Source organism: Leptospira kmetyi serovar Malaysia str. Bejo-Iso9, assembly GCF_000243735.2.
GTDB lineage: Bacteria > Spirochaetota > Leptospiria > Leptospirales > Leptospiraceae > Leptospira > Leptospira kmetyi.
Genome location: NZ_AHMP02000001.1, coordinates 387990 through 400854 on the forward strand (window position 1 = coordinate 387990; position 12865 = coordinate 400854).

General features: G+C 46.6%; 13 protein-coding genes. 3 read left to right on the forward strand and 10 right to left on the reverse strand.

Annotation, left to right across the window (positions count from 1 at the left end):
* Positions 1 to 21: 21 nt before the first annotated feature.
* From LEP1GSC052_RS01785 to LEP1GSC052_RS01825, 9 genes are all read right to left on the reverse strand, one after another.
* On the reverse strand, positions 22 to 996 hold the full coding sequence (locus tag LEP1GSC052_RS01785; RefSeq protein WP_040912642.1) for an LA_0442/LA_0875 N-terminal domain-containing protein: 975 nt from the start codon (positions 994 to 996) through the stop codon (positions 22 to 24).
* Positions 997 to 1088: 92 nt separating this feature from the next.
* A complete protein-coding gene (gene hemN / locus LEP1GSC052_RS01790) occupies positions 1089 to 2438 on the reverse strand; it encodes an oxygen-independent coproporphyrinogen III oxidase (RefSeq protein ID WP_010572208.1) in 1350 nt (449 codons plus the stop codon).
* Positions 2435 to 3457 carry a uroporphyrinogen decarboxylase family protein gene (locus LEP1GSC052_RS01795; RefSeq protein WP_010572207.1) on the reverse strand — a complete coding sequence of 341 codons (1023 nt, stop codon included), beginning with the start codon at positions 3455 to 3457 and terminating at the stop codon, positions 2435 to 2437. The genes hemN and LEP1GSC052_RS01795 overlap by 4 nt, the downstream gene beginning before the upstream one ends.
* Positions 3447 to 4139 (reverse strand): response regulator transcription factor, encoded by a 693-nt coding sequence (locus LEP1GSC052_RS01800; protein WP_010572206.1) that lies wholly within the window; start codon positions 4137 to 4139, stop codon positions 3447 to 3449. The genes LEP1GSC052_RS01795 and LEP1GSC052_RS01800 overlap by 11 nt, the downstream gene beginning before the upstream one ends.
* Positions 4136 to 5071 carry a sensor histidine kinase gene (locus LEP1GSC052_RS01805; protein ID WP_010572205.1) on the reverse strand — a complete coding sequence of 312 codons (936 nt, stop codon included), beginning with the start codon at positions 5069 to 5071 and terminating at the stop codon, positions 4136 to 4138. The genes LEP1GSC052_RS01800 and LEP1GSC052_RS01805 overlap by 4 nt, the downstream gene beginning before the upstream one ends.
* Complete coding sequence (gene hemL / locus LEP1GSC052_RS01810; protein ID WP_010572204.1) at positions 5071 to 6402, reverse strand: glutamate-1-semialdehyde 2,1-aminomutase; 1332 nt, start codon at positions 6400 to 6402, stop codon at positions 5071 to 5073. Before hemL ends, LEP1GSC052_RS01805 begins: the two co-directional genes overlap by 1 nt.
* Positions 6399 to 7352, reverse strand: a complete 954-nt coding sequence (gene hemB, locus LEP1GSC052_RS01815) for a porphobilinogen synthase (RefSeq protein ID WP_020985489.1) — start codon at positions 7350 to 7352, stop codon at positions 6399 to 6401. Before hemB ends, hemL begins: the two co-directional genes overlap by 4 nt.
* On the reverse strand, positions 7321 to 8949 hold the full coding sequence (locus LEP1GSC052_RS01820) for a type 2 periplasmic-binding domain-containing protein (protein ID WP_020985394.1): 1629 nt from the start codon (positions 8947 to 8949) through the stop codon (positions 7321 to 7323). Before LEP1GSC052_RS01820 ends, hemB begins: the two co-directional genes overlap by 32 nt.
* Positions 8934 to 9812, reverse strand: coding sequence for a Rossmann-fold NAD(P)-binding domain-containing protein (locus LEP1GSC052_RS01825; protein ID WP_010572203.1), 879 nt, complete (start codon positions 9810 to 9812; stop codon positions 8934 to 8936). The genes LEP1GSC052_RS01820 and LEP1GSC052_RS01825 overlap by 16 nt, the downstream gene beginning before the upstream one ends.
* 108 nt (positions 9813 to 9920) lie before the next feature.
* Here LEP1GSC052_RS01825 and LEP1GSC052_RS20820 point away from each other — a divergent pair, with 108 nt between their 5' ends.
* Positions 9921 to 10142, forward strand: coding sequence for a hypothetical protein (locus LEP1GSC052_RS20820; protein ID WP_020985494.1), 222 nt, complete (start codon positions 9921 to 9923; stop codon positions 10140 to 10142).
* Here LEP1GSC052_RS20820 and LEP1GSC052_RS01830 read toward each other — a convergent pair.
* Positions 10113 to 10973 carry an HAD family hydrolase gene (locus LEP1GSC052_RS01830; protein ID WP_040912728.1) on the reverse strand — a complete coding sequence of 287 codons (861 nt, stop codon included), beginning with the start codon at positions 10971 to 10973 and terminating at the stop codon, positions 10113 to 10115. The genes LEP1GSC052_RS20820 and LEP1GSC052_RS01830 overlap by 30 nt on opposite strands.
* A 375-nt stretch (positions 10974 to 11348) precedes the next feature.
* On the opposite strand from LEP1GSC052_RS01830, the gene LEP1GSC052_RS01835 reads away from it, so the two are divergent.
* Positions 11349 to 11906 carry a DUF1564 domain-containing protein gene (locus LEP1GSC052_RS01835; protein ID WP_010572201.1) on the forward strand — a complete coding sequence of 186 codons (558 nt, stop codon included), beginning with the start codon at positions 11349 to 11351 and terminating at the stop codon, positions 11904 to 11906.
* 116 nt (positions 11907 to 12022) lie between these two features.
* Positions 12023 to 12847: a 1,4-dihydroxy-6-naphtoate synthase gene (locus LEP1GSC052_RS01840; protein ID WP_020985419.1), complete on the forward strand. Its 825-nt coding sequence runs from the start codon at positions 12023 to 12025 to the stop codon at positions 12845 to 12847.
* The last annotated feature ends 18 nt before the right edge of the window (positions 12848 to 12865 follow it).

Genomic DNA, 12865 nt, shown 5'->3' on the forward strand with positions numbered 1-12865 from the left:
ATTGTAAATCAGCAATCTTTTTTAAAATTGATATCGATAACCGAACGTATACTTGGATTCCAAAGTCGCCGAGGAAGTGGCGCCCGAGCTGAAGGTTCCTGCGTTGACCATTGGATTGTAATCAAAGATCAAACCCTTCGAGGTTCCGTCCGAAATTCCCACCTTGGAAGAGATTTGTCCTCCGAAGATGAACGCGTCCGCCAAATTGATCAAATAAATTCCGGCCAACACTCCGATACTCGTTTGAAGATTTTTATAAGCCTTGTCGACGGCTTCTCTTCGATCCTGATACGGGCTGAACTGTTGGTTGTAAACGTAAAGAGTCAACGGATCCGAAATCGCCGGAGCCAGTTGAGGATTCGCGATTCCGAGAGCCGCGAGTGTGATCGAATCCTGAGAATACGGATTCCCGTATCCTTCGTAATTTTTTTTTGCGACGAGATACTTGCGATTATTCTCATATACCGCGTAACCTGCGGCCAAGAAAAGAGTCGGATAGATGATTGCTGCTAATTTTCTTCCGCTCGCCCATTGTCCCCATCCGGGCAGAGCCGCGGATCTTGCGAGCGCTCCGGTTTTGGATACGGCCGGTTTCGGAGGAGGAGCGGGTGGAAGAGGTTTGTTCTTTTCGGCTTCTTCTCTTTCCTTTCTAAGACGTTCCTCTTCATCGTGTTGTTTTTGAAGTTCGACGTTTCTTTGTTTGGAAAGTTTTTCGTCTTCCATTCTTTTGATTTCGGCGTTGCGGATTCTTTCTTCCTCTTCTTCGTCGATATCCTTATAGATGACCTTTAAGATTTCTTTTTTTTGTACGACTCGTTTTCCTTCCTTGGTTTGAATCGTAATCGTCTTTTGATTTTGAGTGACTACCTTTCCGCGAAAACTTCCGCCCTCGTGCAAAAGCACGGTCTCCGAAAAAACGGAGAACGGAATGATAAAAAAGAATGCGAAAATCAAAAAAAGGTTTTTCAAGTATGAAATCAAAACTGTCCTTCCCACAATAAAGTATACGACCCTTGCCGACGGGAATCGCCACTCATTATCAATAATTTATTGGACGACTTTTTGACCGAAAACCGGGCGACTTCCGTTTAAATCGCTCTTGAAAAAACTCTCGATTCCGGGCTTTTTCTTCTCAATCTGAGATCAAGACCCGTACAGACGTTTCTAAGAAAGGGCCAGCCCTTTTCGGTCAAAGTGAGAAGATTCCCTTCCCACCTGATTAAAGTATCGTCTTCCATGGAGGCCAAATACAGCCTTACATCCCGCAAAATTTGCTCCGGTACTATAACCTTTCCGGTTGTCGATAATTGCAAAATTAACGTTCTTTGTTCCAAATCTTCGGCGTCCAGTTTATGTCCTCTTAATGTTGCGAACCCTTCTTCATGGATATGTTTCTGATATTTTTTTACGATTTTCTCGTTTTGATGAAAACAATCCCAACTGTCCGAAATCGCGGAAACCCCGAGCCCCAAAAGCATATCCGTGGTCTTCGTGGTATACCCCATAAAATTTCTGTGCAAGGTTCCGTTCTTCGCCGCCTCGGAAAGCGAATCCGTTTCCAACGCGAAATGATCCATTCCGATTTCGAGATAACCCGCTTTCAAAAACATCTCTCTGGAAACTTCGTATAACTCGCGTTTTTCGGAACCAGAAGGAAGATCCGCTTCCGTAAACAACCTTTGCGCGGCCTTGATCCAAGGGACGTGCGCGTAACTGTAGAACGCAATTCGATCGGGTCTGAGTTCGAGCGTTTTTTCCACGGTGCGTTTCATGTTTTCGAGATTTTGTTTCGGAAGTCCGTAGATCAGATCGAAGTTCACAGAAGTATAACCGATCTTTCGGGAAAGTTCCGTGATCCTTTCGGTCATCTCGAAAGGTTGGGTGCGATTGATCAGCCTTTGTACTTCCGGATCGAAATCCTGAACTCCCAAACTCACTCTTCTAAAACCGAAATCGTGAAGAATTTTGAGCTGCGTGTCTCTCGTTCTGCGCGGATCAACCTCCAAAGAAAATTCGGGCTTCGGAACTACATTCATTCTTTCTAATATAGAATTGAGTAAAAATTCCAGATTTTTTTCGGAAAGATAGGTCGGAGTTCCTCCTCCGAGATGAAGTTCTTTCAGTTCCCGTTTTCCGATTTCGGGAACTTCCTTGAGATAATTAGAGAATTCCAATAAAAGCGCCTGGATATACGGATCTTCCACGGAATGATTTTTCGTGATCGAAGTGTTGCATCCGCAAAAGGAACACAAGGTTTCGCAGAATGGAATGTGCAGATAAAGAGATAGGGAAGAATCCTCCGGCTTCAGACGATTTCTAACCTTGTCCAGCCATTCTTCCGTGGTCGGATTTTCGGACCAATAAGGCACCGTTGGATAACTCGTGTATCTCGGAGCCGGTATATCATACTTTGCAATCAGTTCTTTTGCGGTTGTCATTGAAATGTCTCTCTTACGATTTCTACGAACGTTTTCACATTTTCTTCCGGGGTTTTCGGCATCACTCCGTGTCCGAGTCCGCATACCCATCCGATTCTTTCCTCAGGCGAAAGATCGCGATAGGGTTTCAGAAAGTCTATTAGAGTTTTCTTAAATTCCGCCCTTTCCATAAACAACAGGGTCTGATCGAAATTCCCTTGGACCATTCTTCTTTCGGTTTTTAAAATCTCTTTCAAATCCCATCGATGATCGAATCCGAAACCGGCAAGGCTGGAAATCTCGCGGATCATACGGAAATGCGGAGAAGCGGTTCCCCTTCCATAATATCCGACTTTTCCGGGAAAATGATCGGCTAAGGTTTTTACTCCGGGAATCACGATCTCGCGAAAAAATTCGGGAGAAAGATCTCCTCCGGCCGTATCGAAGATCAAAATCAGTTCGGCTCCGCCTTCGAGTTGAAGTTGGATGTTCGCCTTTAGAAAAGGGACGATCTTTTCCAAAAATTCGTTTCTGACCTCTGTGAGAGTTTTCGGAAGAGAAAGATTCCCTTCGTGTTTTCCGGAAACCGCGTACGTGAACAAGGTCCAAGGTCCGCCCACAAATCCGATGACGGATTTGTTTTTGGGAATTCTTTCCCGAGTCAATTTCATCGCGTCCTTTTGAAACTGCATAAAGGAAATTGAATCTTCCACGGACTTGAGTTTTTTCAGATCCTCTTTGGATCGAATCGCAAAACTCAAACTTGGACCCGCGTCCGTATATTGAAGTCCCATTCCGAGCGCTTCCAAAGGAAAAAGAATATCGGAGAAAAGAATCGCGGTATCGAAATCGAATTCGTCCACGGGCCCGAACGCGACCTCGGCCGCGAGTTCCGGAATCTTACAAAGTTCTTCGAAAGAATGTTTTTGTCTTAAGGCTTGATAGTGTTTGTGATAACGTCCCGCCTGTCTCATCATCCAAACGGGTGGAATCTTTTGTGCGATTCCGTGGATGGCGTTTTGATACCGCTCATTCGACATTTTTAATTTCTCCAGTCCATTGATAACCGACACCTCTTACGGATCGTATGACTTTTTCTCCTTCTTCTCCGAAGGCTTGTCTGAGTCTTACGATCGAGTTGTCTATGGTTCGGTTTGTGGGGAAACTTTCTTCTCCCCAAAGTTTATCCAATATTTCGGCTCGGCTTACGGTTCGATCTCGTTCGCTTACGAGAAAGTGGAGTAGGGCACAATCCCGTTTCGACAACGGAAATTCTTCCTTTCCTTTTTTGATTTGAAATCCCTGAAAGTCCAAGACGTAGTCTTTGTAAAAGAATCTGGTTTCTTCGATCGAATGTTTATGAGATTCTAATACGTGTTTCACTCGGATCAAAAGTTCCTTGAGATGAAACGGCTTCGGTATGAATTCTTCCGCGCCGAGTTCGAAACCTCGAAGTCTTTCCGGCGCTCCCGCTTGTGCGGTTAAGAATAGAAACGGAGGACAATCCTTGGTTTCCTTCAATTCTTCGGCGAGCGTAAAACCGTCCCCGTCGGGCAGACGCACATCCAAAAGAATGAGATGCGGCCTTTCGTCCTTTACCAATTTTTTTGCGGAGACCGCGGACACGGTCCAATGGACTTCGTATCCCTCTTTTTGAAGACGTTCCTGAAGAGTTTCTCCGAGAGAACGATCGTCTTCGACTAACAGCAGTTTGGCTTTCATCCTCGGTCGACCTCCGTTTCCGCTCCGGGAAGAATCAAATCCACTCGAAAGCCGCGCCCTTCCGGAGTTTGCGGAACGATCCTCATGAAACCCTTCATCTTCTTGGTTAATTTTTTTATGATATAAAGACCGATTCCGGTTCCGCTCGTGCTTCCGTGTCTTTGAAACGGAACTCCCAAACCTTTGTGTTTTCCGTCGAATCCGATTCCGTTGTCTCTTACGCTGATTAGAACTTCGCCTTTTTGTTTTTCGGAAATCACTTCGAGCACGGTCGCCTTTCCGTGTTTGATGGAATTTTCGGCGAGATTTTTAAAGATACTTTCCAGAGCCTTTCGATCGACGCGAACGGAAACGTTTTCCAAACGAGAAAGATCGATCTTCAATTCCGGAAAATCCTCGGCGATCGAAAGGAAAAGTTCGCGCACGTTCGTTTTTTCTATATAAAGAATTTCGGATCTTGTCAAACTTGCGAGATACATCGCGCGGTTCATCTGCGATTCGATTCGTACGGAATCCATCAGCAATCTTTGAATGAGTTTACTTTCGTGACGGTTCGGAAGTTCTTCCTGCAGACTTTCCGCCTGCAAACGAAGACTTGCGAGAGGGGTTTTCATTTCATGAGTCACCGTGGAAAAAAAATCGTGAATCATTTTGTTTCTGCGGATGTCCCGATACGAAAACCAAATCAACGTCGCGCCGCCGAGAAAAAGCATCAAAAGAAAAAACGTCCCTTCCATTTTGATCATTCTGCTTTGGCGTTCGAGCACGAGAAGACTTTCCGAAGTCGCGGAAGCGTCTAACTTTGCGCTGAGGCCCGCGACCGTGGTCGTGAGTTTCAGTCCGAGTAAAAACCACCAAACTCCGAGCGAAACCGTGACTAAAAGCCAAACGATCGCAAAAAGAATTCTAGAATTTTTCCGAAGAGAAGACATTAAAGTTCTTTCAAAGCCTTGTCCGCTATCTCCAGAGTTTTTGCGATGACACCGTCGTCGTGCGCCCAGGATAAGAATCCGACTTCGTAACCGGAAGGAGCGAGATAAATTCCGTATTTGAGCAAAGCGTGAAATACTTTTGCGAATCCTTCCTTGTGACCTTCGGGGATTTGATCGATTCTTCGAACCGGGGTTTGCGTTTTTTTTCGAAACCAAAACAGGGAAGAATGGGTTACCGCCTCCCATTCCTGATCGGATTTGCGGTTCAAAAGACGAATCATTTCGGATGTTAAGATTTTGGTCCGATCGTCTAATGCCGGATAAATGGAATCCCTTTGCGCTTTTTTTAAGGTGGCGAGCCCGGCTCTCATACCGAACGGATTTCCGCTCAAGGTTCCCGCCTGATATACGGGGCCGGAAGGGGCGACCAGATCTAAAAGATCCTTCCTTCCCGCGTAACATCCCACGGGAAAACCGCCCCCGATGATCTTTCCGTACGTTACGAGATCCGGTTTGATTCCGAGCAAACCCGCCATTCCCTGAAAACCGGTGCGGAATCCCGAAATCACTTCATCAAAGACGACTAACGTGCCATGTTTTTTCGCGATCTCGACGATCTGATTCAAAAATTCTTTTCTTTGGATCAAAAGTCCGTAGTTTGCGGGAAGAGGTTCGATGATCAGAGCGGCTATATTCTTCCCTTCGGTTTCAAAAACTTTTTCGACCGCTTTCTCGTCGTCCAAAGGAAGCACGAGCGTGTTTGCGATTGCGGTCGCGGAAATTCCGGCGCTGTCCGAGGAAGATTCTCCCGCAAGTCCGGAGCCCGCTTTTACGAGAAGCGCGTCGAGATGTCCGTGATAACATCCGTCGAACTTGAGAATTTTTTCGCGTCCGGTTGCCGCGCGAGCAACGCGAAGCGCGCTCATTACGGCTTCGGTTCCCGAGTTGACGAATCGGACTTTTTCGGCCCAAGGGATTTGGCTCGTGATAAATTCGGCGAGTTCGAGAGAATAGGGCTCCGCGGCTCCGAAACTCCAAGCAAGTCCCGCCGTTTCACGAACGACTTCTTCGACTTCCGGATCGCGATGACCGAGAATCAAAGGCCCGAAGCTCAAACAATAATCGATGTATTCTTTTCCTTCAATGTCGGTTAACGTGGCTCCGTTTGCGGAAGCGAAAAAAACCGGCGTGCCTCCGACCGAACGAAACGAACGTACGGGAGAATGTACTCCGCCCGGAGAAACCTTCTTCGCTCTTTCAAAAAGCTCTTCCGAGTTTTTTCCCTTCCAGGAATCGGAAATCAATTTCGAATTGGTTGTTTGACGACTCAAGATAATATCTCCTTGCCTCTTCTTGCTGCGTAGGTAATCAGATAAGCGGCGCCCGCTCTGGAAAAAATCTGCCAGGTTTCGCGCAAGGCCGCGTCGAAATCGCAGAATCCGTTTTGTGCGAGATAATGAATCGAAGCGTATTCTCCGCTGACCTGATACGCTCCGGTGGGAAGTCCGGTCTTTTCACGAATCGGACCGATGAGATCGATCGAAGTCATTCCCGGTTTAACCATGAGGAAATCGGCGCCTTCTTCTTTATCCCGGATCGAGGAAAGAATGGAATCTTCCCGATTGCGAACGTCGATCTGATACGAGGAACGATCCCCGTGTCCCGGAGCCGAATCCGCGGCCGCACGAAACGGTCCGTAAAAATTGCTCTTGAACTTGGTGGAATAACTCATAATTGGAATATTCGAAAATCCGTATGTATCCAAGGTTTCGCGGTGACTTTTCACTCTTCCGTCCATCATATCGCTCGGCGCGATTCCGTCCGCACCCGCCTGCGCATACGTCAACGCGATCTGCGAAAGATGTTTCACCGAAGAAGGATTATCTATGCTTCCGTCCTTATGCAGAAGTCCGCAATGTCCGTGAGTCGTAAGGGAACACATACAAGTGTCGATCCACAAAAACGCGTCCGGAAATTCTTTCTTTAAGGACGAGATGGAACGTTCGTAAAAAGATTTCGGAATTTCAGTATTGGATTTGAGCTCGGGCACCAAAAAAAGAATGAATTGTTTCACGCCCGCCTTGAGATCCGATTCCACCTGTTTCAAAACGGACGTCGGCGTATCCCGAAAAACTCCCGGAAGAGAATCCATTCTCTCCTTTTCCTTCAGCCCTTCCACGACAAAGAGCGGTTGTATTAGTTTTTTTGAATTTAGACTTTCCGAAGACGCGAGATCCCGGAGCGGGGCGTTAAGACGGATTCTTCTCTGTTTGGTTTCCAAGCTCTTTTCCTTTGAATTCTTTGAGTCCGAGACTTTCCAGCCAGGACTCGTAGTGTATAAAGATGGATAGGTTTGCGGATTCTCCCAGAACTTTTCGGATATGCGAGGAAGTAATTCCCGGTCCGCAGGCGTGAAATCGGTTTCTGATCTGCGGAAAAAGAGAAAGCGCCTTGTCGAATTGGGAAGCGCTCATCCAAAAAAGATGCGTTTTTTCGGAAAGATCAGGGTGATCTTCGGTTGCCTGAGTTTGATAAGTCAAAACCCGTTCGAGACCCGAAGCGACTTCGGTCGAACCAACGTGCGTGCACTTTACGAAATCCAAAGACTTTCCAAAAATGGAATGTTTCGGAAGCTCCTCTTCACCGAGCGCGTCCAAGGAACCGTGAACCCAAATATTGCGTTCACTGAGTTGAAACCAAGTTTTTAAACCCGACGTCCAGACAAGCCCCTTGTGTTGTAAGACGGGATCCAAATTCGGATACGCGTTGCCCCGAGTCACGAGCCAATCCTTTTCGATCAATTCTTCGGGAAGAATGATCCGATCCTCTTTGCCGTCCGCGGACAACGTAAACCCATGCAAAGAATCTAATGGAGTTCTTTTTTGTTTTACGGCCTCGCCCGGAACCGGATAGGCGTTTGCGAGCGCCGCCGCAGGCGGCGCGAAATTTACGAAGAATTGTTCTTCGATCTCCAACGTTTCGCCGGAATCCGTAAGTCCTCTTTGATACAAAACTTTTCCGTACGGCTTGTGAAGAATGGAAACTCCGATCTTCTGATGACAGCCGCCGCCGAATCGTTTGAGAATTTTACGCTCTTCTTCCACTGCGGAAACGACTTCCGCGTTGCTCAAGGCTCGGATCAGATCCAACACCCAAGAATCATCGGTTCGGGCCTCCGCCGCGATCGCGCCTTGCGCGGGAGCGGTGGGGTTTAACGAAAGAGGAAAGATTTGATAGACGGATTCCGCAAGAGCGTCCCTTAAGAACTTTCGTATTTCTTGATATTCTAATTCGTCCGAATTCAAAAAGTCTTCGGACAAAAGACGATCGAGCGCGGCTTTGGCGAGAACGAGCCCGTCCGCGTCCGATTCTTTCCATTTGCGGATTCTTGTCTGAATATTCCCGCGGACGGGCATAAACGTAAGATTCGAATTTTTATAACGGAAGGGCAGGGATTTACTTAAGAATTTTTTTAAGTTATATTCTCTTCTCGGAGAAGAGGTTTGTATTTTCAGCTCTTCGGGAGAATATTTCGAAAGAGAAGACTTCTTCCAAAGAAGAACGTCCCTTTGATCCGCGCGATCCAAAACGCCCACGATCGTCGTACCGGAATGACCTTCAAGATCCAAATCCTTCCAAGAATGAATCACAAGATCCACTTTTTTTTCCACGAGATCCTTCGTAAGATCCTGAGTGAAAACGCCTCGGGTTCCCATCTTCCAAAGAGGAGTTTGCAGATCCTGATCTCCCGAAGCTTCTCTAAAATGAAGTTCGACTTGGAGGTCCGGAAATTTTTTCTTTAGTGCACCAAGTACAAGGTAGGTTTGAAGTCTTGCGAGAGCGCTTTTGCGGGAACCGATCTTCAGAACGCGGGACAAGTCAGATCTTCCCAACCGAAAATGAACTGTTGCGCTTCGAGTTCTCTCTCTTCCACGAGTTCGTCGAGAGCGGGCTGAACCCTTTCCCGAATTTGTACGGCCCTTTCTTCCGTTTCACGCAAAGAATCCAACATCTCCGCAAAAGAAACGTAGGAAACCCGATCGGGCCATTTTGCTTCCAAAGGAACTTCCCGAAAATCCACGACGACCGTTTCCGGAGAAATCGAATCCAAGTAAGAATTTAAGTCCAGAGGCGCCGCGATTACGATCGCTTCTCCTGCGGAAGGTTTCCATTCGTTTAACAATTTGATTGCGGCGCCGGATTCATTCGAAAGTTCTAATAAACGTTTTTCGTTCCGGCCCACGAGGATCACGTTTCTGTTTTTCAACCAAGGGAGAATTTTCTCCGCAAGTTGTCCCGTTCCCAAAAGTGTAACGGAGTTTTGATCCTTGAGATATTTATTGGCAAGACCGCCGTACGACTGTTCGCCGATGTTTTGAAGATAACGCGAACGGATGCTTCTCGAGTCCTGAATCAAACTGTCTCTGAACTTTGCGAGATATTCTCCGAAAGCGGAAGAGGGGAGAGAATTATTTTTAAACTTATCCCGAAACTGAGCGAGAACTTCGGTCTCGCCCAACAACCTGGAATGAAGACCGGAAATGACTTCGAGTAAAAAACGATACCCTTCGTAACCGTCATACGTTTCTAAAGTAACGGGCAGGGGAGAAGGTTCTCCGTGAATCCGACTGTCTGTGATCCAGATCGTACGCATACAGGTCATCCAGGAATAAGAACCCGGAATCTCTACATTCTCTCTATCCTTTTGAACGGAATGATAAACTCGGAGAGTGGACCACATATCGATAAAAGAACTATACCAGTTTTAAAGCTTTGATTGTCAAAGAAGTGTCACTACAGCAAAAAAGTTTCTGTTGACTTTATTGAGACTGATTTTCAATTTAGATTTATGCACTTGGAAATTCAAACACAGGATTGGATCGTATATGCGATCGTGGCCGCGACGGCGATTCGTTTGTTTTTTCCTTTGGTCTCCGTGATCCGAGAATTCTCGAGCAAACCTTCGGACAATTCCGAAGAAGACTTCGGCTGTTACAACGGCGCCTGCAAGAGCTGCGATATAGGCTCCCCAAGCTCCTCTTCAAAAAAGAACAATCCCATTCTCCACTAAAGCGAGAGCGACCCCGTCCTCTTCGTTGCTGTATCGCGTAACGTGCCTCGCGGAATTTTTGATTTCGGGGATCGCATTCTTCATCGCAAAACCCGCGCCGCTATGAAGAAGCATTTCCAGATCGTTGCGTTCGTCTCCGAAAGAAACGACGCCTTTTCCGTCCAAACCTTTGAGAGAAAGAAAACGGGAAATGCCCGACCACTTGGAAACGGAAACGTTGATGATCTCCACACAATAAGAAACGCCCGGAATTTTCGTAAGAATACAACGCAACTCCACCGCTTCCGGGAGCGCGGAAATTTTTTGAACGAGAGAATCCAAATCTTCCTTACGAAGAGATAAAAAACAAATCACCAAAATTTTTTCGAGATCCGCCGAAAGGAAATCTCCGATCGATCTCGTTCTCGAAAGATCTCCACCCGAATAGTTGTGATAGGCCCCGTCGGTGATCGGAATTTCGGTGAGCATGTCGATTCCTTCTTCGAACTTATCCACGTGAAGAATCGGAGGCGTATGAAATTCTTTTCCTAAAAGAAGAATCTTTTGAACCAAACCGAGATCCAAATAACTTTCCGCAATTCTTTCCGCGTTCGGAGATTTGCGGAGAATCTGCCCATTGTTGGACACCACGTGAACTTCTCCCTTAAACTCTTTTGCAAACGAGAATGTGGAATAAAATCTTCTTCCGGTTGCGATGACTAAATTCTTTCCCTGATCGATCGCCTTTTGAAGCACCGAATGGGTGAGCGGGGAAATCCTACTTTTTGAATTGAGAAGCGTTCCGTCCAAGTCGACGGCGATCGTGTGAATTTGGGTCGGATCAAAAGACATGATTGTTTCAGTAATTCGGATCGAGTTTTTTAGAGAATGATTTTTTTCGAGTTCCTTGATTTGCCTGTCGGTTCTTTTTTGCGGTTTTTCGCGATTCACGGGAGGTGCCTTCTTTGGTTTGTTTTGTGGACGTTGTTCATTTCGTTTTTTGTCGTTTTTATAAATTTTTTGAAATCGGAGCTCCCGCGTTTTGAGTCGGTCTGTTGTAGGTGCAATCCCTTTGGATGCTTTCTCCCTAGTTCGATGCCGTTATCGTAAGCGACTTTGATGTTGCAATGCGCGCGGCGTTTGTCCGCTTACGATCTGCTCGTTGCCGCGGCGACGTCCCTTGGAACCGTAAAGGTTGAAGTTTGAAAAAAAGAGGAGCGTCCGCACATGGGGAGAATCATTCTTTCTGAAAATCAAAAGGTAAGAACAAGGCTCTCCGTGGACGGTGTTTCGTGCGTTGAAACGTTTTTGATTCCGGAAGAATATTTGGCTCGTTTGAGTTCGGAAGGTCGCAAACAACTGCCCGAAAAGATTCGAAGGCTTTTGAGAAGATGCGGGAAACATATTATTGCGATGCATCGTTTGAATCCAAAACCGGGAAAAACGATGCATCAAAGGGATTGCGGTCGTTTGGTTCGTTTTAACGTAAGAATGGATACTGCGCTCGGTGCAATTCTCGGTTCTTTCGCGGCATCTCACGGGGTGTCCCGCTGTTTTCTTGTGAATTATCTGCTTTGGATGGATGAAGTAGGGATCGCAGATTCTATCTTTGAAACCTTGAGTGTGGGAACTCCATCCTTCCACGACGTATACAGAAATATTCTGACCCTCGACTTAGCCTCGAACACGATCACTCGCGAATTCACGTTCGAACCAAACCCGATTTACGCCCAAGATTTGGATTTCAGGAGCTATTTCCCGCCGGATTCTTACAAATTTATCTAAACGTAAGACAAGGCCGCACGGAGGACACGTGCAACGCGCAGCCGGATACGACACAAACCGAACAAAACCCAATAAGAGACTTTTCTTTTTCCCCCGACCGACAAAAAAATGTTTTTATGGAATTCAGCTTAGCGTATTCTCCCTGCCCAAACGATACGTTCTTATTTTATCATCTCGCGCACGGAAAAGCGACCGACGACTTTCAAGTCAAAGAAGAACTCCACGACGTGGAAGAACTCAACCGCGCCGCGCTTGCCGCAAAATACCAAGCCACAAAACTTTCCTTCGCGGCGTATTTCTCCGTAATGGATCGATATTCCATTTTAGATTCCGGCTCCGCACTCGGACGCAACTGCGGACCGCTCCTCGTTTTCAAAAAAGGAAACAACCCTGGAAACCCCAAGGGCAAAAAAATTCTCATCCCTGGAGAATTGACCACGGCCAATCTCCTCTTGAAACTCTTTCTAAAAAACGACTTTCAACCGACGGCGATCCGTTACGACAAAATCATACCGCAACTTCTTTCCGGCGAAGCGGACTTCGGCGTTTTGATCCACGAAGAAAGATTCACATACGAAAAACAAGGGCTCGCAAAATTTCAAGACTTGGGAGAATGGTGGGAAGAAACGACCGGCAAACACATTCCGTTAGGCGCCATCGCGTTCCGAAGAGATCTCGAAAAAGAATGGAAGGAGAATTTCGATTCTTCCCTGAAACACAGCCTCGACCTCGCTTACAAAAATCGGGAAGCGACTTACGAATACATCCTAAAACATTCTCAGGATACGACCCGCGAAGTCGTGGACGCACATATCGGTCTTTACGTGAACGAATTCACACGTTCTCTCGGAACGGAAGGAAGAGACGCGATTCTCACCCTTTATCAAAAAGGCGTAGAAGCGGGATTTCTTCCCGCCGGAAAAGAAAAGAATCTTTTTTAAAAGAGAAAGATTTCGCCG